Source organism: Pseudomonas sp. TAE6080, assembly GCF_018732265.1.
Classification (GTDB): domain Bacteria; phylum Pseudomonadota; class Gammaproteobacteria; order Pseudomonadales; family Pseudomonadaceae; genus Aquipseudomonas; species Aquipseudomonas brenneri.
Genome location: NZ_JAHIDY010000001.1, coordinates 194,314 through 214,026 on the forward strand (window position 1 = coordinate 194,314; position 19,713 = coordinate 214,026).

A 19,713-nucleotide genomic window follows, 5' to 3' on the forward strand; every position below is an offset into this window, starting at 1 on the left:
GAGCGAGCTTGCTCGCGAAGAGCCTGAGAGCGCCGCGTTGAATCAAGTACGCTGCGTTATCGTTAACGATTTTCGCGAGCAAGCTCGCTCCTACAGGTTTCGCTGCTTTGCTCAACCAGCTCCAGGCTGATGTTGTTCTGTACGCTGATCTTGCGGTACAGCTCGGCATCAGTCTCCAGGACTTTTTCCCGGGCCGGGAAGATTTCCTGCAGCTTGGTCGCCCACTCGCCGGCAGCCTGGGCCGGGAAGCAGCGTTCGATCAGTTCCAGCATGATCGAAACAGTTACCGACGCACCCGGGGAGGCACCCAGCAGCGCGGCCAGCGAACCGTCCTTGGCCGCGACCAGTTCGGTACCAAATTGCAGCACGCCGCCTTTCTTCGGGTCTTTCTTGATGATCTGCACTCGCTGGCCGGCCACTTCCAGGCGCCAGTCCTCGGCTTTCGCCTCGGGGTAGAAGCGGCGCAGGGATTCCAGGCGCTGTTCCATGGACTGCATCACTTCGCTGACCAGGTATTTGGTCAGGTCCATGTTGTCGCGGGCCACGGCCAGCATCGGGCCGATATTGCCGAGGCGAATCGACATGGGCAGGTCAAGGAACGAGCCGAACTTGAGGAACTTGGTGGTGAAACCGGCGTATGGCCCGAACAGCAGGGATTTCTTGCCCTCCACCACGCGGGTGTCCAGGTGCGGCACCGACATCGGTGGCGAACCCACCGCCGCCTGGCTGTAGACCTTGGCCTGGTGCTGCTTGACCACTTCAGGGTTGTCGCAACGCAGCCACTGGCCGCTGACCGGGAAGCCACCAAACCCTTTGCTTTCTTCGATACCCGAGGCTTGCAGCAGCGGCAGGGCCGCGCCACCGGCGCCGAGGAACACGAACTTGGCGTCGACATGGCGTGTGTTGCCGCTGTTGACGTCCTTGATGCTCACGGTCCAGCCGGCGCCATTGCGCTTGAGGCCGGTGACGCGCTTGCTGTATTTGACCTGGGCATCTGCCGAGCTGCTCAGGTGCGCCAGCAATTGGTTGGTCAGGGCGCCGAAGTTGACGTCGGTGCCGTTCATCACGCGGGTCGCGGCGATTTTCTCGTCAGCCGGGCGACCTGGCATCATCAGCGGCATCCACTCGGCCATCTCGCTACGGTCTTCGGTGTAGTGCATATCCGAGAACGCGTGGTGCTGGCTGAGGGTTTCAAAGCGCTTCTTGAGGAACGACACGCCTTTTTCGCCCTGCACGAAGCTCAGGTGCGGCACCGGGCTGATAAACGACTTGGCTGAGCCAAAGGTGCCTTGTTTGGTCAGGTACGCCCAGAACTGCTTCGACACCTCGAACTGGGTGTTGATGTGCACGGCTTTCTTGATGTCGATGGAACCATCGCCAGCCTGCGGGGTGTAGTTCAGCTCGCACAGCCCGGCGTGACCGGTACCGGCGTTGTTCCACGGGTTGGAACTCTCTGCTGCACCCGAGTCCATCAGCTCAACGACTTCCAGCTTGAGGCCGGGGTCGAGCTCCTTGAGCAGTACGGCGAGGGTGGCACTCATGATGCCCGCACCTACCAGTACTACGTCGACTGCTTCGTTATGCGCCATTTAACGCGTCTCCAAAATCTGCAGCACCAAATTGACGGCATGGCTGCCAGGAGTGACGGGGCGGTTCACGTGATGCCCCAGGTTACCCATGGCCAGGATTGCCATGTCCGATTCTTCGCAATTTTTTTGCAACTTCAGCGGACGCTGCCGACCAGGCCTTATCTGCATATGAACGCATTTCAGGGCCCCTGTGGCAATTCGACTTATGGTCAAGTTCGTCCGATCGTGCAACCAAATCCGTAGCGGACAGGCTTCAAGCTCCGGTTCTTGGGGAGTACTCGGTCCTGTGTGGTTGGGCAGTGCCAGACGTTGATGGTGCTTGTACAAACGCAAAACTATTCATTTGCTCGCCACACTCTTGTGAAGTTGTGAAAACCCGTTTTTTCACGCTCTTTTGAAGACGTGAACCTCAAAAAAGGGCTGCCCCAGCCTGGCACCTGGCCCGAAATCACTGCCGACATGCGGCATAACGGGCAAACAACTCAAGTGGCCGAGCGCAATGGCAGCTCTGGCAGATTCGGTAAAGGCGCAGGTTTGCAGACAAAACAGCCAGCTCGCCAGCTTCACTCGATCTGTGTGGGCGGCTCTCTGTGGGCGGTGCGGGGGAGCTAATACCAGGGCATTAGCGATGCTGCGAGGCCCGATCAGGAGACGTCCTTATAATCGGGGGGAGATTGTAGCGAAGAAATGCGGGGAAATGGACGTGTTTTATGACTTTTATTAGCGCTTCGGTCAGGCGGTCAACGGCAGACGGTGTGATGACCGTGCGCGGCGCGGGCTGACGCGGGCGCGGGCGGGCAGTGGCTGGTGCATCCAGCTAAGACGGATCTCTTCGACTTCGACCCAACCCTCGCCCACGGGCGGCTGGCTGCATTGCTTGAATGCCTGGCAGCGACCTTGTGGGTCGAGCAGGGCAAAGTTGCGATAGGCGGGCGTGCGAGCGAAAAAGCGCCAGAGAAAATTGAGCATGGTGGGCCTCCTGAGAATGACACCAAGCATATCTGTCAAGAATGACATCTCGGTGACACTGAACCGCTGCACACGGGCCTGGGTCTGAGGTTGTAACTGGCGCTAGTTCCAGGCGGTGACGCACCGTTATACTGCCGGGCTGTCGGTACCTGAATTCTGGAGAGAAAAGCATGTTGCAACGCCTGTTGTTCGGTTTGATCACTGTGACCAGCTTGACCCTGGTTGGCTGCGCCCACAGCCCGCAGCAACTGAGCCCGCAACCCAAGCTCACCACCCAGTTGGCGCCTGTGGGCCATGGCCAGCCGGTGTCGGTGCGTGTCGTTGATGGTCGTCCATCGCCGACCCTGGGCACCCGCGGCGGCCTGTACCCGGAAACCAGCGCCATCACGGTGACCGGTGCCGACGTGCTGCCCAAGCTGCAAGCCCAGGCCGAAGCGGCTGTGCGTCTGCTGGGCTTCACCCCGACCAGCAATTCGCCAGGCGCGCCGCAGTTGACCGTGACCCTGGCCGAGCTCAAGTACCAGTCGCCCAAGGAAGGCCTGTACGTGACCGAAGCCACCATCGGCGCGACCTTCCGCTCTGATGTGTCGGCCGGCAACCGCCGCTACAACGGCCGTTACGCTGCGTCCCTGGACCAGCGCTTTGGTATGGCGCCGAACCAGGAAACCAACACCAAGCTGGTCAGCGACGTGTTGAGTGATGCCCTGACGCGACTGTTCAAGGATCCAAGCATCGGCCAGATCCTCAGCTCGCAGTAATCTTTAGTAAAAAGCCGGGCCCCAGTCAGGGGCCCGGCTTTTTTGTGCCTGCGGCTGTCATGCCGCCGTTTCGACATAAAAGTCCAGCACACTGACTCCAGTCAGCAGGTCCAGCTCCGGCAGGTCGGCATGCTGATGCCCGCCGAGGGCGCAATACACCAGCCAGTGCCGGTCCTGGACATTGAACGCCAGGCCTCCGACCAGCGCCTCTTGCTCATCGGTTGGGGCGATCAGGTACAGCCGATCCTGGTTTTGCGCATGCAACATGACAAGCTCCCGGGTGTTCGAAGGGCAACAGAGTGGCTTGTTAAGGTGACGTTCAGGTGACGACGTAAATTACTCGATACATTGCTCGTCATTGGGGGATGGAGCTGTACTGCGCAGGAGAGCGCATCTGGATGGATGACTGTCACACCGGGGTTTGAAATGCCGTTGCCTGCGTTATTGATCAATACCACTGCACTGCTGATTGCCTGTCCTGGCGCGGCGTTGCTGTTTATTACCCGCCTGCGGGAGCAGCGTGCGATGGCCAATCTGGCCGCACAAAGCGAAGAGCGGGCCATCGACCAGCCCATGCTGTTTCTGGATGTGCGCACCGAGCGCAGCCATCGTCTCGGTTATCGCATCGGCTTTGCCTGCCTTGGCCTGGCGCTGCTGCTGTCCTGGCTCAGCACTCAACTGTAAAGGCACCACAAAACAACTGTAGGAGCTGGCAAGCCAGCTCCTACAGTTGATTGCGCCGTGTTGTTTACAGGGGGACCCCGGCGTTGACCCGATACTGATTGCGCACCGGCATCGCATATTGCAGCACCAGATACGGCCGGTGTTCCGCCGGGCATGCAGCCAAGCGCCGTTCCCACTCCGCTTTCGCCTTGGCCAACTCATCGGCCGGGAATACTTCGGCAGCCGTCGGCACCAGCAATTGCGGGTCGGCGTCGCTCCACTGTGCATACGCCAGGTAATGCACAGGAAACAACCGGTAACCGCCCAGGATCTGCCGGTCCATCTCGATGGCCAATAGCTTGGTGTCTTCAAAGCGCTCGGTGATGGGCGGCGCAAAGTTGATATGGACCCGGCCCTTGTAACCGGTGATGCCCAGGGCAATGCTCGCGTCATCCTCGCCGGGCGCCTTGCTGTAGATGCCAGTGGTGGCGCGGATAAACAGCTCGCGCGCCTTGGCCGCGTCGCACGGGTCATATTCGTAGCTGATGGACACCGGTGTCAGGTTCAACGACAGGATGACGTCGGCGAACGGCTCATCCTTGCGGCTCATATGGAACATCTTGAGGATCGCCGACTCGGTGCGATCATCCCCATCCTTGGCCCGACCTTCGGCCTGGGCGATCCATATCGACTGGCAGTCGTTGCGGATCGAATGGTTGATGTAGGCGGACAGCAACTGATAAGCCGCCATCTTCTCGCGTCGCCCGGTGATGGAGCGGTGCACGATAAAACTCTTGTTCAGGCGCATCAGGTCGCTGACGAACGGCTTTTGAAGCAGGTTGTCACCGATGGCAATGCGCGGTGTTGGCAAGCCGGCGTGGTACACCGCATAGTTGACGAAGGCCGGGTCCATCACGATATCGCGGTGGTTGGCCAGGAACACGTAGGCCGTGCCGGACTTGAGCTGTTCGACCCCGGTGTAGGTGACGCCGTCGGTCGCCCGGTCGATGGTGTGGTCGACGTAATACTCGACTTTGTCCTGCAAGGTGGCGACGGTGGTGACGCCGGCGAACTCACGGCGCAGTTTCTGGGCGATCAGCGGCTTGAGCAGCCAGCCAAAGGCGCCGGCAAAGCGCGGGAAGCGAAAGTGGGTCAGGATGTCCAGAAAGGCCTTGTCACTGAACAGCCGGGCCAGCACTGCCGGGACTTCGCTGTCGTTGTAAGGTCGGATGGTATCGAATTCGCCCATCATGCTCTCTTGTTAGAAACGGCTAGGGTAAGTAAAGGTTTGGATCGATAAGTGACAGGGCCGGTCTGAACAAATGGCATCAAACGAAAAAGCCCTGCAAATAGACCGGCGATTATACGCACAAGTCACTTGGGAGAGACCGCGATGCTAGAACCTGCGCTGTACGATTGCCCTTATTGTGGTGAAGAGGTTGAGACCAGCGTGGATTTGTCCGGCGGTGACCAGAACTATATAGAAGACTGCCAGGTGTGCTGCCGGCCGATCGTTTTCGACCTGCAGGTTCATGGTGATGAGTGGATGCTTGAAGTGCGCAGCGAGAACGAATAAAGGGGGCGACGATGCAACGAATCTACGAGCCGGAGAACCTGATGGAGGGCGAGTTGCTGCAACAAATGCTTGCCAGCGAAGGTATCGACGCCCATCTGGTCGGGCGCCATCTGCTCGGTGGCACGGGTGAGCTGCCGATCTTCGGCCTGCTGGGCCTTGAGGTAGAGAACGACCAGGCCCTTGTTGCCCGAGAGCTGATTACCACCTATATCGGCGCGCAACCCCTGCCGGGCGATGAACCCGACAGCTTCCCTGACGTGCTGGTCTGTTAGGCTGTCGACCGGTTTACCCAAGAGTCGTGTTGCCCCATGTGTGGACGTTATGCCCTGTTTCGCTGGAACCCCTCGTTTGCTGCCTTGCCGGGCTTCCCAGCGGATCAACAGGCCCAGTGGAATATTTCCCCCAATGATTCGGTACTGATCCAGCGCCTCGACGACGGCCAGCGCAGCTTGGCGCGGGCGCGCTGGGGGCTGACGCCGCCGTGGTTGACTGACCTGTCCCGCACGCCGGCCCATGCCCGTGCCGAAACCCTGGCTGAGCAACCGATGTTTCGCGAAGCCTTCCGCCTGCGCCGTTGCCTGCTGCCTGCCAATGGCTTTTATGAATGGCGCGGCACCCAGCGCAAGCGACCGTACTGGCTGACGCCGGGGGAGGGCTCGACGTTGTTCTTTGCGGCGATCTGGGAGGCCTACCCGGTGCAGGAGCAGGTGTGGTTGAGTACGGCGGTGGTGACCCAGGCGGCGCAGAGCCAGCGTCGGCCGTTGATTCTCGATGCGGCGGGGCAGGAGGCCTGGCTGGACCCCGAGACGCCACTGCATGTGTTGCAGGGATTGCTGGCCGGCGAGCCGACGGCGTTGCGCGAGCGGGTGCTGGCTAATATGGTCAATGATCCGAAGCTCAATGGGCCGGAGTGCCTTACTCCGGGGTGAGCCTGTCAGTGCTTTGTTGTTTTGGTTGGCCTCATCGCGAGCCTCCCGCAAAAGAATCAGAAGTGTCGTCAATAGAATGGTCGCAGGCGTGGGGCGTATCGGAAATTTAGCGGTTAAGCGTCAGGTGTATCTGGCGCCGATACATGGGAGGGCCTACGATACGCGCCATGTTTTCAGGGAGAATGTGCATGAAAAAATCATTGGTGGTCACGGCATTGAGCGCAGCCTTGCTGCTCGCCGGTTGCCAGTCCGTCAACACCACCAGCGGCGGTGCCGTGGGTGTGGAGCGCAAGCAGTACATGTTCAGCATGCTGTCGAGCCAGGAAGTCGACCAGATGTACGCGCAGTCGTACCAGCAGACCCTGGGTGAAGCCAGTGGCAAGGGGTTGGTGGACAAGACCAGCGCCAACGCCAAGCGCGTACAGGCCATCGCCAAGCGCCTGATCGCCCAGGCACCTACCTTCCGTCCGGATGCGGCGCAGTGGAAGTGGGAAGTGAACCTGATCAAAAGCGACGAGATGAACGCCAACTGTGGGCCTGGCGGCAAGATCTTCGTCTACAGCGGGTTGATCGAAAACCTCAAGTTGACCGACGACGAATTGGCTGCGGTCATGGGCCATGAAATCGCCCACGCCTTGCGCGAGCACGGCCGTGAAGCGATGTCCAAGGCCTATGGCATCGAAATGGCCAAGCAGGGCGCTGGCGCATTGTTGGGCCTGGGCCAGGACAGCATGGCGCTGGCCGACACCGTGGCCAACTACGGCATGACCTTGCCCAACAGCCGCAGCAATGAGAACGAAGCCGACCTGATTGGCCTGGAACTGTCGGCCCGCGCCGGTTATGACCCGAACGCTGCGATCACGCTGTGGAACAAAATGGCCAAGGCTTCCGAAGGTGCACCGCCTGAGTTCATGAGCACTCACCCGGCCTCCAGCAGCCGGATCGCTTCGCTGCAGGCGGCGATTCCCAAGGTGATGCCGCTTTACAAGGCGCGGTAAGTTTCAAGCTGCAAGCTGCAAGAGAGGAGCAAAAGCATAACTGTCTTTTCTTGCAGCTTGTAGCTTGTAACTTATATCCAGCCGCTGCTTTGCATGGCCTTGTACACCGCTACCAGCGCCAGGATGAAGAACGCCGAGGCCGCCAGGCGACGGATCAGGGTCAGTGGCAGTTTCTCTGCCGCGAAATTCCCCGCCAGAACCACCGGCACGTTGGCAATCAGCATGCCTAAGGTGGTGCCGATAATCACCAGCCACAACTCCGGATATTGCGCCGCCAGCATCACTGTGGCGATCTGCGTCTTGTCACCGATCTCAGCGATGAAGAATGCAATCAGGGTGGTCAGGAACGGCCCGAACTTGCGTGAAGTGCTGGCCTCGTCATCGTCGAGCTTGTCCGGCACCAGGGTCCACAGAGCCGTGGCGCAGAAGCTTGCGGCGAGGATCCAGTGCAGCACCGCTTCCGAGAAGAAACTGCCAAACCAGGCGCCCACGGCACCGGCAGCGGCGTGGTTGGCCAGGGTTGCGGCGATGATGCCGGCGATGATCGGCCAGGGTTTGCGAAAGCGGGCGGCGAGAATAAGCGCGAGCAGTTGGGTCTTGTCGCCGATTTCGGCCAAGGCAACGATTGCGGTAGGAACGAGAAGTGAATCCAGCATCAGGTAGGTTTCCAGGGGCGGGTCGACACGGCTATGACACGTACAGCCTTCCCGCCCCGGGTAAGGTGTGCGTGTCATAGGTCTTGTCAAACCCCGGTCCGTCTGTGCGGACTCCTGGGTCGCATACGCCATGGTCTGCTGACCAAGTATGTTGACGTATGCCGGACGAGCATGTTGCTCGTGGGAGACTACTCCCCTAGGACGGAGCGGATTCTGCCTTGGCAAAATCCATTCGGCAAGCCTTCTTTTTCAAACACCCGTCAGCCGCGCTTGGCCCGGTAAATACGAAAACCCTGGCCTTCGGCCTTGATCGCACACACACCCAGGTGTTCTTCGATCAGTGGCTGGTACTTCAGGAAGCTGTTGGCGACTAGCCGAAGTTCGCCGCCATTTTTCAGATGTTGGCGTGCTTTTCGCAGCAGGTTTTCCGTGGCGAAATAGTCCGTATGCACCCCGACATGGAACGGCGGGTTGCTCAAGATCGCATCCAGCCCCATCGGCGCGGCGTCGATGCCATCACCGGTCAGCACTTCGCCTTCCAGGCCATTGGCCTCCAGGGTCAGGCGACTGCTGGCGGTGGCGAAGGCGTCCACATCAAGCAGGGTCACGGTGTTGTGCGGGTAGCGCCGCTTGACCGCCGCGCCCAGCACGCCGGCGCCACAGCCGAAGTCCAGCAGATGACCGCTGGGCAGTTTGTCCAGGTGCTCCAGCAACAGCGCGGTACCGCGATCCAGGCGGCCGTGGCTGAACACGCCTGGCAGGCTGACAACCTTGAGCGGGCCGTCGGCCAGTGGCACCTCAAATACCTCGGCCAGGCTCGCAAGGTCTGGCGTCGCCGGGGCGTTGGCCACGGTGGCCAGCCACAACTGGCAGTGTCGCGCGTTGTCGAGTTTGCGTGGCTTGCCAAAAGCGTTCAGTTGCTTGGCGGCGCTTTCGATGCCGCCGCGCTTTTCGCCGACCAGGTACAGCTCGGCGCCCGGCAGGCGCGCGGCCACGGCCTTGAGGATGTAGTCGGCCAGGTCCTTGGACTTGGGCAGGAACACCACCGCCGTGTCGAATGCACGCTGCGGTACATTCACCCCGAAATGGCTGCGCTCGGCAAACCGCGCATCCAGCGCCGCCTGATCGCCGGCATGCCAGCACCAGCCGTGGGCATTGGGCAGGCGCCCCAGCAGGTCATCGGCGGGCAGGCCGGCCAGCAACACGTTGCCTTGAAAAAGTTCGGCCTGACGAAGCAGTACTTCACTGCGCGGATCCATGGTCTGCTCCCTGAAAAAGGAGCGCAGTTTATCAACTGACGACGCGCTGCGGTGCGCCGCTGAAAAAGCCCCGGGCGTTTTCGGTCAATTGGCCGACGATCCGTTGCCGTGCCTCGCGACTGCCCCAGGCACTGTGGGGGGTGATGATCAGCCGCGGGATGTCGCCGGCCAGCAGTGGGTTGCCGGTGGTCGGCGGTTCGACGCTCAGCACATCGGTGGCTGCGCCGCCCAGATGACCGCCGCGCAAGGCATCGGCCAAGGCTTGTTCATCGATCAGGCCACCGCGTGCGGTGTTGACCACAAACGCGCCCGGCTTGAGCAGCGCCAACTCGCGGGCACCGATAAAGTGACGCGTGTGTTCATTGAGTGGGCAATGCAGGGTCAGGGCGTCGACTTGCGGCAGCAGTTCGTCCAGGGGGACCCGATCTGCACGGGCCGGGCGGCCCGGAATGGCTCCCAGCACCACGCGCATGCCAAAGGCTTCGGCCAGGCGCGCGACGGCGCCGCCCAGTTCGCCGTGGCCGAGCAAACCCAGGGTTTTGCCTTCCAGCTCGACAATCGGGTAATCCAGCAGGCAGAACTGCTTGGCTTGCTGCCACAGGCCGGCGTCGACGTCTTTTTGATAGTCCTTCAGGCGTGTGGCGAGGTTGAGCAACAGCATGATCGTGTGCTGCGCCACCGACGGCGTGCCGTAGCCCTGGCAGTTACTGACGGTAATGCCTTGGGCGCGGGCAGCGGCCAGGTCGACGTTGTTGGTGCCGGTGGCGGCGATCAGGATCAGCTTCAGGTCGGGGCAGGCGGCCAGGGTCTGGGCGTTGAGCAGGATCTTGTTACTGATCGCTACCTGGGCACCTTGCAGGCGCTCGACCACCTGGTCCGCCGAGGTCTGCTCGCACAGCTGCAAGTCGCTGAAAACTTCCCGCAACTCGCTGAGGTCAAGGTCCCCCTGGTCCAGGGAAGGGTGATCAAGGAAGACGGCGCGGCGATTGTTCGTCATCAACTGTACCTTTTGCGACAGGGTTCGAAGGCGTAATCTGCCGAGCCTACCAGATGAAATAATCAGTTACTTCTTGGAGTGTGCATGTACCTCACCGAGTTTTTGACCGTGGCGTTGATTCACCTGCTGGCCGTGGCCAGTCCCGGGCCGGACTTTGCCGTGGTGGTGCGCGAGAGCGTGACCCATGGCCGGCGCGCTGGCACCTGGACGGCGTTGGGCGTCGGTTCGGCGATTTTCCTCCACGTCGGCTACTCGTTGCTCGGTATCGGCTTGATCGTGTCCCAGTCCATCGTGCTGTTCAACGCTTTGAAATGGGCGGCAGCGGCCTACCTGTTGTACATCGGCTTCAAGGCCCTGCGTGCGCAACCGGCCAAGCCTGCCAGTGAAGAAGACCTGCACCGCGAAGCGGGCGAGCGCAGTGCCCGCGGCGCCTTTACCTCGGGCTTTGTGACCAATGGCTTGAACCCCAAGGCCACGCTGTTCTTCCTGTCGCTGTTCACCGTGGTGATCAACCCCCACACGCCGCTGGCGATCCAGGCGGGTTATGGCGTTTACCTGGCCGTGGCCACCGCGCTGTGGTTTTGCATGGTGGCCATGCTGTTCAGCCAACAGCGCGTACGCGCCGGCTTTGCGCGCATGGGCCATTGGTTTGACCGGAGCATGGGGGTGGTGTTGATTGCGATTGGCGTGAAGCTGGCGTTTACCTCGGCCAAATAAACCCTGGTCTTGAGTGGGCACGGTAAAAATGTGGGAGCGGGCTTGCTCGCGAAAGCGGTGGATCAGTTAATACAGATTCGACTGATCCACCGCTTTCGCGAGCAAGCCCGCTCCCACATTTGAACTGTGTCGATAGCGAGAGGTGGCGCAAGGCTACTATTCGCGACGTTCTGCAAATCATTCCTTCGGCTGATTTGGCCGGCGTGCAAGGTCTCTACAGTGCAAATCCTTTAGCCAAGACCGTGCAGTCATAAAAAGGGATTCGTATGTTGCAGACTCGTGTTATCCCGCCCGCCGAAGGCGCCTACCAATACCCGCTGTTGATCAAGCGCCTGTTGATGTCGGGCGCCCGCTACGAGAAAACCCGGGAAATCGTCTACCGCGACAAGCTGCGCTACACCTACCCGACCCTGATCGAACGTGTCGCCCGCCTGGCCAATGTGCTGACCGCAGCCGGGGTCAAGGCCGGTGATACCGTGGCCGTGATGGACTGGGACAGCCACCGTTACCTGGAGTGCATGTTCGCCATCCCGATGATTGGCGCGGTGATCCACACCATCAACGTGCGCCTGTCGCCGGAGCAGATCCTCTACACGATGAACCACGCCGAAGACCGCTTTGTACTGGTCAACAGCGAGTTCGTCGGCCTGTACCAGGCCATTGCCGGGCAGTTGACCACGGTCGACAAGACCCTGCTGTTGACCGATGGCGACGAGAAAACCGCTGACCTGCCGAACCTGGTGGGTGAGTACGAAACCCTGTTGGCCGCCGCCAGTACTCAGTACACCTTCGAGGACTTCGACGAGCATTCGGTAGCCACCACCTTCTACACCACCGGCACCACCGGTAACCCCAAGGGTGTGTATTTCACCCACCGCCAACTGGTGCTGCACACCATCGGCGTGGCGACCATCATGGGCAGCATCGACAGCGTGCGCCTGCTCGGCACCAATGACGTTTACATGCCGATCACGCCGATGTTTCACGTGCACGCCTGGGGCTTGCCGTATGTGGCGACCATGCTCGGCCTGAAGCAGGTCTATCCCGGCCGTTACGACCCGGAATACCTGGTGGAGCTGTGGCGCAAGGAGAAGGTGACGTTCTCCCACTGTGTGCCGACCATCCTGCAGATGCTGCTTAACGCCAAGGCCGCCCAGGGCGTGGACTTTGGCGGCTGGAAGATCGTGATCGGCGGCAGCGCTCTCAACCGTTCGCTGTATGAGGCGGCCAAGGCCCGTGGTATCCAATTGACGGCAGCCTACGGCATGTCCGAGACCGGGCCGCTGGTGTCCTGCGCCCACCTCAATGAAGAACTGCTGGCCGGCAGCGAAGACGAGCGCACCACCTACCGGATCAAGGCCGGTGTGCCGGGGCCGTTGGTGGAGGCTGCGATCGTCGACGCTGACGGCAACTTCCTCCCGGCCGATGGCGAGTCCCAGGGCGAACTGGTGCTACGTGCGCCATGGCTCAGCGAGGGTTATTTCAACGAACCGCAGAAGGGTGCCGAACTCTGGGAAGGCGGCTGGATGCACACCGGCGACGTGGCCACCCTGGATGCCTTCGGCGTGATCGATATTCGTGACCGCATCAAGGATGTGATCAAGACCGGCGGCGAGTGGATCTCGTCCCTGGCCCTCGAAGACCTGGTCAGTCGTCACCCGGCGGTACGCGAAGTAGCGGTGGTCGGGATTGCCGACCCGCAGTGGGGCGAGCGCCCGTTTGCCCTGTTGGTGGTGCGCGAGGGCCACGGGATTGGCGCGCGTGAGCTCAAGGAACACCTCAAGCCGTATGTCGAGCAGGGCCACCTGAGCAAGTGGGCGATTCCAAGTCAGATTGCCATTGTTACGGAAATTCCCAAGACCAGTGTCGGCAAGCTCGACAAGAAACGTATCCGTATCGACATCATTGAATGGCAGGCCAATAACAGCACCTTCCTCTCTACGCTTTGACCCCTTTCGCCGTGCCCGCCCGGGCACGGCAATGCTCTATTACAAGCCTTCGCCTTGTCATTTGGCAAATTTCAGCCATCCTCTTTCGCGTCAGCTCTCGCTGACATGGCGAAAGGGCTGTTGCAGACGGGTTGGTGATGCAAATCACACTTTAGAGGGATCAAGCGATACCCCCTGCTGGCTATAGTCCCTCCCAGAGTTTTTCAAGAATGTGGCGCTGCGGTCCTGGGTGGTCCGGCGGTTGTCTGGCATTGGAATCGTTGTATTCCGGCTGTTGCAAGCATGTTTGAAAAGGCTCACTGCCATAACAATAAAATGCACATGGAGTAGCGTCGATGACCTCAGTAAATCAGTTCTGGCGCCGGGCGAGATTACCCCTGGCGGTCAGTCTTGCCTCGACCCTCGCCGGGCCCGCATTCGGCGTCAGTTTCAACATCGGTGAGGTCGAAGGCAGCTTCGACTCGTCCCTGTCGGTGGGGGCCAGCTGGAGTACGGCCAAGCCCGATCGCGACCTGATTGGTGTCAACAACGGTGGCAAGGGGTTGTCTCAGACCTCTGACGACGGTCACTTGAACTTCAAACGTGGGGAAACGTTCTCGAAGATTTTCAAGGGTATCCATGACCTGGAACTGAAGTACGGCGATACCGGTGTGTTTGTGCGTGGCAAGTATTGGTATGACTTTGAACTCAAGGATGAAAGCCGCGAGTTCAAGGACATCAGCGACCACAACCGCAAAGAGGGCGCCAAGTCTTCTGGCGGGCAGATCCTCGATGCGTTCATCTACCACAACTACTCCATTGCCGATGCGCCGGGTTCGGTGCGGTTTGGTAAGCAGGTTGTGAGCTGGGGTGAAAGTACGTTCATTGGCGGTGGTATCAACTCCGTCAACCCGATCGACGTGTCTGCGTTCCGTCGTCCGGGCGCCGAAATCAAGGAAGGCCTGATTCCGGTCAACATGTTCTACGTGTCGCAATCCTTGACCGATAACCTGTCGGCAGAAGCCTTCTACCAGTTGGAATGGGACCAGACGGTTACCGACAACTGCGGGACGTTCTTCTCCCAGCCGGATGTGGTGTCCGATGGCTGCAGCGACAACCTGCGCCTGCTGGCCAAACGTTCGACCATTGCTGCAACGGCCCCAGGTCGTGGTGCATTGGCGGTATTTGATCGCATGGGCATGGACATTAACAATGAGGGCACACTGGTTCGCCGTGGTCCCGACCGGGATGCACGCGACAGCGGCCAATTCGGCGCGGCGATGCACTACAACTTCGAGCCGCTGGATACCGAGTTCGGCGCTTATTTCATGAACTACCACAGCCGGGCGCCGATCTTCAGCGCGACGGCTGCGCCGGCGTCGGCTTATGCAATGGCACCTGGTTTTGGTTCGTTGGCCCCGGTGTTTATTGCGGGTAACTCCAAGTACTTCATCGAGTACCCGGAAGATATTCGCCTGTATGGCTTGAGTTTCTCCACGACCTTGCCTACCGGTACCGCGTGGAGCGGTGAAGTCAGCTATCGCCCGAATGCTCCGGTACAGCTCAATACCACCGATATCTTGTACTCCGCCGTTAAGCCTTTGAAGGGCCTTTACGATAATGCATCGCTGCTCAATGGCGTTCCTGGGCAGGACATGCATGGCTATCGCCGTAAGGAAATCACCCAGTTCCAGACCACACTGACCCATTTCTTCGATCAGGTGATGGGCGCCAGTCGTCTGACCGTGGTTGGTGAAGTTGGGGTGACGCACGTGGGTGGGCTTGAGAGCTCATCGAAGATTCGTTATGGCCGTGACCCGGTTTATGGTCCAGGCGCACTGCCTAATACCGGCTCTGCGAATACCTGTTCGCAAATCTTGAACACGGGCACCATCGGTGGCGCGGGTCCGGGAACAGACGCCAGTAATCTGTCCAAGAACTGCAACAACGACGGCTTCACCACCTCCACCTCCTGGGGCTACCGTGGCCGCGCTATCTGGGAATACCCGGATGTGTTCGCCGGTGTAAACCTCAAGCCTAGTGTGGCCTGGTCCCATGACGTGAGCGGTTACTCGCCAGGTCCTGGCGGCAACTTCGAAGAAGGTCGCAAAGCGGTGAGCCTGGGGCTGGACGCGGAATACCAGAACACCTACACCGCGAGCCTGGCCTACACCAACTTCTTTGATGGCGACTACAACACCTCGGTTGACCGCGATTTCGTGGCCCTGAGTTTCGGCGCGAACTTCTAAGCACACTGCATTTCAGGAAGACCAGAACATGAAAATAACCAAAAGTCTGTTGCACGTGGGTGTGCTGGGACTGTCGATCATGGCCAGCAGCGTCATGGCGGCCGTCTCGGCGGATGAAGCCGCCAAGCTGGGAACCACGCTGACCCCGATGGGCGCGGAAATGGCCGGCAACGCTGCCGGCACCATCCCCGCCTGGAAAGCCCTGCCAACCAACGCTGGCGCCGTGGATGCCAAGGGCTTCCTGGCCAACCCTTATGCCAGCGAGCAGCCGCAGTTCACCATCACCGCGCAGAACGTCGAGCAGTACAAAGACAAGCTGGCTCCGGGGCAGTACGCGATGTTCAAGCGCTACCCTGAAACCTTCAAAATGCCGGTGTACACCACCCATCGCGGCGCCACCGTGCCGGCCGAAGTGTTCGCCTCCATCAAGAAAAACGCCACCAGCACCAACCTGGTAGGCGGCGGTAACGGCCTGGAAAACTTCGAGACCGCGATCCCGTTCCCGATCCCGAAAAGTGGGGTCGAGGTGATCTGGAACCACATCACCCGTTATCGTGGCGGCAGCGTGACGCGCCTGGTGACCCAGGCCACGCCACAGGCCAACGGCTCGTACAGCCTGGTGTACTTCCAGGATCAGTTCGTGTTCCGCGACAAGATGAAGGACTACGATCCGGCCAATCCGGGCAACATCCTGTTCTACTTCAAGCAGCAAGTGACTGCACCGGCGCGTCTGGCCGGTGGTGTGCTGCTCGTACACGAGACCCTGGACCAGGTGAAGGAGCCACGCGCGGCGTGGGTCTACAACGCCGGTCAGCGCCGTGTGCGTCGGGCGCCGCAAGTATCCTATGACGGGCCGGGTACTGCTGCCGATGGCCTGCGTACCTCCGACAACCTCGACATGTACAACGGTGCGCCGGATCGCTACGACTGGAAGCTGGAAGGCAAGAAGGAAATCTACATCGCGTCCAACAGCTACAAGCTCGATGATCCGAAACTCAAGTACGCCGACATCATCAAGGCCGGCCACATCAACCAGGACCTGGCACGTTATGAACTGCGCCGCGTCTGGCACGTGGTCGCGACCCTGAAGGAAGGCCAGCGTCATATCTACGCCAAGCGTGACTTCTATATCGACGAAGACACCTGGCAAGCAGCCGTGATCGACCACTACGACGGTCGTGGTCAGCTGTGGCGTGTGGCTGAAGCCCATGGCGAGAACTACTACGACAAGCAAGTGCCGTGGTACGCCCTGGAAACACTCTACGACCTGCAGTCCGGCCGCTACCTGGCACTGGGCATGAAGAACGAAGAGAAAAAGGCCTATGACTTCGGCTTCACCGCCACCACCAAAGACTTCACGCCGGCGGCCCTGCGCCAAGAGGGTGTTCGCTAACTTGTAGTAAACACGTTGGCCTCTGTAGGAGCTGGCTTGCCAGCGATGGCATCACCTCGGTCTATCTGACATACCGAGGCGATGCCATCGCAGGCAAGCCAGCTCCTACATTTGTTTGGGGGCCCTGAACATCGCTGGTTATTTCTTGTTGTAGTCTTTTTCAGACAAATGTTGCAAAGATCTACAAAGCTGCCGCTTTTAACGCTAGTCTGCCGACATCTGCAATGCCGACCACAGCCTATTACAAGAGCCCGGCGATGACTGATCTGTCCCGAATCCAAGGGCCTGCCAGCACGGTAATCCCCACGCTGGAAGGGCGCTTCTATCGACCCCCGCTGCCCGACGGCTATGTGCTGCGCCCGCGCCTGTGCGAGCGTTTGAGCGCGGGCCTGGAGGGCCGTTTGCTGTTGGTCAGCGCGCCGGCCGGGTTTGGCAAGAGTTCGCTGGCGGTGGAGTTCTGCCAAAGCCTGCCTGACCACTGGCAAAGCCTGTGGCTGGGCCTCAGTTCGCGGGACAGTGATCCGGGACGTTTTCTTGAGCGCTTGCTGGAAGGTTTGCAGCAGTACTTCCCGCAGGTCGGCAACCAGGCCCTGGGCTTGTTGAAAATGCGCCAGCGCCATCAGCCATTTGCCTTTGAAGAATGGCTCGATGGCTTGCTCGATGAATTGACTGTCCATCTGTCTACACGCACGCCGTTGTTACTGGTGCTGGATGACTACCATCTGGCCCAGGGTCCGGTGCTGGATCGCTGCCTGCAATTTTTTCTCAATCATCTGCCCGATGGCCTGTTGGTGCTGGTCACCAGTCGCCAGCGCCCCGACTGGCATTTGGCGCGGCTACGCCTGTCGCGGCACTTGCTGGAGTTGCATGAGCAGGACCTGCGCCTGACCAACGATGAATCCCTGGCCTTGCTCGACCGCCATAGCAGCTCGTTGCGCGGTGAGGCGCTGGACAACCTGATCCGCCGTAGCGAAGGCTGGGTGGCCGGCCTGCGTTTCTGGTTGTTGGCGGCCTCCGAAGCCGGCAGCGAGGCCGACCTGCCCCAAGGCCTGCATGGTGGGGAAGGGCTGATCCGTGACTATCTGCTGGAAGAGGTGATCGACTGCCTGTCGCCAGAGGTCCAGGCCTTCCTCTATGACACCGCTTCCCAGGAGCGTTTTTGCAGCGAGCTGTGCGACGCCGTGCGTGAGGCCCATGACAGCGCGGAAATCCTGCGCTACTTGCAAGCCCACCAAGTATTCCTGGTGCCGCTGGACGAGCAGGGCCACTGGTATCGCTATCACCACCTGTTTTCCGATTTGCTGCGCACCCGGCGCTCGCCGAACGCGATGCTGCCGGCCGCCAGCCTGCACTTGCGCGCCTGTCGCTGGTTCAATGCCCAGGGTTTGCTTGATGAGGCGGTGGAGCAGGCCCTGCGCGCGGGGCATCTGGATGTGGCGGCGAACCTGGTGCAGAACCTGTCCGAAGAGCAACTGTTGGCCGAGCAGAACGTCGGCATGCTCCTGCGCTGGAAGATGGACCTGCCCGATAGCCTGTTGATCAGCACGCCACGCTTGATCGTGCTCTACAGCTGGGCGCTGGGGCTGGCCTGTCAGTTGGATGCGGCAGAGGAGTTGTCCAGCCATCTCAGTCGCTTCCTGCCTGCACCGTCGGCCACGGCGCAGAAGTCGATGCTGGCCCAGTGGCTGGCCCTCAGCGGCATCATTGCTCGTGGCCGCGGCAATCGCGAGTTGACCCAGCTGTATTGCAGCGAAGCCCTGGAAAGCCTGCCGCACAAGCGTTACGGCCAGCGCTTGATGTGCCTGTCGACCTTGTCGAACCTGGCCATCGTCGATGCCGACCTTTGGCGCGCGCGTGGCTTGAATCGTGAATCCCTGGAGCTGGCGCAACGTGTTGGCAACCCGCTGTTCGAGGCCCTGGCCCATTACGACCGGGCGCGCGTGCTGCAGGCGCGCGGGGAAATCCTGCGTTCCCTGGATGAGGTGCACGAGGGCCTGCAACGCTTGCAGGGCCTGGGGCCTCAACGCCTGTATGCGGTGCGCGCACGCCTGTCATTGTATGAAGGGTTCCTGCTGCTGATGCGTTGCCAGCCGGAAACCGGCCTGTTGCGTTTGCGTACGGGGTTGGCTGAAGCCCGTGCCTGCCGAGATATCAGCGTGTTGATCGGGCACTGTGTCATTGCCAACTTTGAAGGGCGCCGTGGCGACTTTCCCAAGGCTTTTGCCGAGCTGGCCGAAGCCGAGCGGCTGATGCACATCTGGGACGTGCCGCCGATCTACTACCTGGCCATGATTACCCTGATCAAATGCGAGTTGTGGCTGGCCCAGGGGCGTACCGACCTGGCCGATGCCTGGCTGGCCCGCCTGGGGCAAACCTATAACGGCGAGCAGGCAGCGGCCGCCCCGGAGTTTCACCCACATCTGCCGCAACATATCGAACTGCAACAGGCGGCCCTGGAGGCCATTCGTGGTCAGTCCGAAAGCCCCCTGCGTCGGCTCGATGCGCTCGCCCGGCAGGCTGAAGACAAGGGCCAGCAGATGATCGCGGTGATGGCCCTGAACCAGCACACCTTGTTGTTGCTGGATGATGGCCAGGCAGCGTCAGCTCGGCCGGTTTTTGCCCGGGCTCTGCAAATGGCGAGCGGCGGCGCGTTGCAACCCTTCCAGCGCCTGTTGGAGCGTTATCCCGACTGGATGCGCGAGCAACTCCAGGCGCCGCGTGACTTGCTACGGCAAAGCCTGTGGGCCCTGCTGCCGGCGGTTGCCCCGCGTGAGCCGGTCGAAACCAGCCACTCCAGCGAAACCTTGAGCGCCCGTGAGTTGGCGGTGCTGCAGTTGATCGCCCAAGGCTGCTCCAACCAGGAAATCAGCAACCAGCTGTTTATCTCGCTGCACACCGTCAAGACCCACGCCAGTCATATCAACAGCAAACTGGGGGTCGAGCGCCGCACTCAGGCGGTCGCGCGGGCACAGGAGATGGGGTTGTTGGGGTAAGGGGGAGACTTGCGCTGCAAAAGCCGGATAATGGCGGCC

At 60.6% G+C, this 19,713-nt stretch carries 18 protein-coding genes and 1 riboswitch; of the genes, 11 read left to right on the forward strand and 7 right to left on the reverse strand.

Annotated features, from left to right (window positions below; translation table 11 throughout):
• Positions 1 to 62: 62 nt before the first annotated feature.
• On the reverse strand, positions 63 to 1,589 hold the full coding sequence (mqo, locus tag KL786_RS00950; RefSeq protein ID WP_215516420.1) for a malate dehydrogenase (quinone): 1,527 nt from the start codon (positions 1,587 to 1,589) through the stop codon (positions 63 to 65).
• Between the two features lie 732 nt (positions 1,590 to 2,321).
• Positions 2,322 to 2,558, reverse strand: a complete 237-nt coding sequence (locus KL786_RS00955) for a hypothetical protein (protein WP_215516421.1) — start codon at positions 2,556 to 2,558, stop codon at positions 2,322 to 2,324.
• Positions 2,559 to 2,728: 170 nt separating this feature from the next.
• On the opposite strand from KL786_RS00955, the gene KL786_RS00960 reads away from it, so the two are divergent.
• On the forward strand, positions 2,729 to 3,316 hold the full coding sequence (locus KL786_RS00960; protein WP_032860068.1) for a YajG family lipoprotein: 588 nt from the start codon (positions 2,729 to 2,731) through the stop codon (positions 3,314 to 3,316).
• 57 nt (positions 3,317 to 3,373) lie between these two features.
• Here KL786_RS00960 and KL786_RS00965 read toward each other — a convergent pair whose 3' ends face one another.
• Complete coding sequence (locus KL786_RS00965) at positions 3,374 to 3,583, reverse strand: hypothetical protein (RefSeq protein ID WP_032860067.1); 210 nt, start codon at positions 3,581 to 3,583, stop codon at positions 3,374 to 3,376.
• Between the two features lie 159 nt (positions 3,584 to 3,742).
• On the opposite strand from KL786_RS00965, the gene KL786_RS00970 reads away from it, so the two are divergent.
• On the forward strand, positions 3,743 to 4,000 hold the full coding sequence (locus tag KL786_RS00970) for a hypothetical protein (RefSeq protein ID WP_215516615.1): 258 nt from the start codon (positions 3,743 to 3,745) through the stop codon (positions 3,998 to 4,000).
• A 64-nt stretch (positions 4,001 to 4,064) separates the two neighbouring features.
• Here the strand turns inward: KL786_RS00970 and KL786_RS00975 are convergent, their stop codons facing one another.
• Complete coding sequence (locus tag KL786_RS00975; RefSeq protein ID WP_215516422.1) at positions 4,065 to 5,228, reverse strand: 1-acyl-sn-glycerol-3-phosphate acyltransferase; 1,164 nt, start codon at positions 5,226 to 5,228, stop codon at positions 4,065 to 4,067.
• 144 nt (positions 5,229 to 5,372) lie between these two features.
• Between KL786_RS00975 and KL786_RS00980 the strand changes: the two genes are divergently transcribed.
• The 4 genes from KL786_RS00980 (at position 5,373) to KL786_RS00995 (ending at position 7,482) form a co-directional block, all read left to right on the forward strand.
• Positions 5,373 to 5,555: a CPXCG motif-containing cysteine-rich protein gene (locus tag KL786_RS00980; protein WP_065944201.1), complete on the forward strand. Its 183-nt coding sequence runs from the start codon at positions 5,373 to 5,375 to the stop codon at positions 5,553 to 5,555.
• An 11-nt stretch (positions 5,556 to 5,566) separates the two neighbouring features.
• Positions 5,567 to 5,827 (forward strand): putative signal transducing protein, encoded by a 261-nt coding sequence (locus tag KL786_RS00985; protein ID WP_215516423.1) that lies wholly within the window; start codon positions 5,567 to 5,569, stop codon positions 5,825 to 5,827.
• A 36-nt stretch (positions 5,828 to 5,863) separates the two neighbouring features.
• Positions 5,864 to 6,484, forward strand: coding sequence for an SOS response-associated peptidase (locus KL786_RS00990; RefSeq protein ID WP_215516424.1), 621 nt, complete (start codon positions 5,864 to 5,866; stop codon positions 6,482 to 6,484).
• Between the two features lie 188 nt (positions 6,485 to 6,672).
• On the forward strand, positions 6,673 to 7,482 hold the full coding sequence (locus KL786_RS00995; protein ID WP_215516425.1) for a M48 family metallopeptidase: 810 nt from the start codon (positions 6,673 to 6,675) through the stop codon (positions 7,480 to 7,482).
• A gap of 71 nt (positions 7,483 to 7,553) precedes the next feature.
• On the opposite strand, the gene KL786_RS01000 is transcribed toward KL786_RS00995, so the two are convergent.
• The 3 genes from KL786_RS01000 to KL786_RS01010 all read right to left on the reverse strand — a co-directional run bounded on the left by KL786_RS01000 (position 7,554) and on the right by KL786_RS01010 (position 10,394).
• Positions 7,554 to 8,138, reverse strand: coding sequence for a TMEM165/GDT1 family protein (locus KL786_RS01000; RefSeq protein WP_032860060.1), 585 nt, complete (start codon positions 8,136 to 8,138; stop codon positions 7,554 to 7,556).
• 88 nt (positions 8,139 to 8,226) lie between these two features.
• Positions 8,227 to 8,348: riboswitch (yybP-ykoY riboswitch) on the reverse strand.
• Between the two features lie 50 nt (positions 8,349 to 8,398).
• Positions 8,399 to 9,397 (reverse strand): methyltransferase, encoded by a 999-nt coding sequence (locus tag KL786_RS01005; protein WP_215516426.1) that lies wholly within the window; start codon positions 9,395 to 9,397, stop codon positions 8,399 to 8,401.
• Positions 9,398 to 9,428: 31 nt separating this feature from the next.
• Complete coding sequence (locus KL786_RS01010) at positions 9,429 to 10,394, reverse strand: 2-hydroxyacid dehydrogenase (protein ID WP_029297792.1); 966 nt, start codon at positions 10,392 to 10,394, stop codon at positions 9,429 to 9,431.
• A gap of 84 nt (positions 10,395 to 10,478) precedes the next feature.
• Here KL786_RS01010 and KL786_RS01015 point away from each other — a divergent pair, with 84 nt between their 5' ends.
• From KL786_RS01015 to KL786_RS01035, 5 genes are all read left to right on the forward strand, one after another.
• Entirely contained in the window at positions 10,479 to 11,111 is a 633-nt protein-coding gene (locus tag KL786_RS01015; RefSeq protein ID WP_215516427.1) for a LysE family translocator, read from the forward strand.
• A 266-nt stretch (positions 11,112 to 11,377) separates the two neighbouring features.
• Entirely contained in the window at positions 11,378 to 13,060 is a 1,683-nt protein-coding gene (locus tag KL786_RS01020) for a fatty acid--CoA ligase (protein ID WP_032860056.1), read from the forward strand.
• Between the two features lie 335 nt (positions 13,061 to 13,395).
• Entirely contained in the window at positions 13,396 to 15,288 is a 1,893-nt protein-coding gene (locus KL786_RS01025) for a DUF1302 domain-containing protein (RefSeq protein ID WP_215516428.1), read from the forward strand.
• Positions 15,289 to 15,316: 28 nt separating this feature from the next.
• A complete protein-coding gene (locus KL786_RS01030) occupies positions 15,317 to 16,681 on the forward strand; it encodes a DUF1329 domain-containing protein (RefSeq protein ID WP_029297800.1) in 1,365 nt (454 codons plus the stop codon).
• Positions 16,682 to 16,938: 257 nt separating this feature from the next.
• The gene (locus KL786_RS01035) at positions 16,939 to 19,674 is read left to right on the forward strand and encodes a winged helix-turn-helix domain-containing protein (protein WP_215516429.1); all 2,736 of its coding nucleotides are present in this window, start codon (positions 16,939 to 16,941) and stop codon (positions 19,672 to 19,674) included.
• The last annotated feature ends 39 nt before the right edge of the window (positions 19,675 to 19,713 follow it).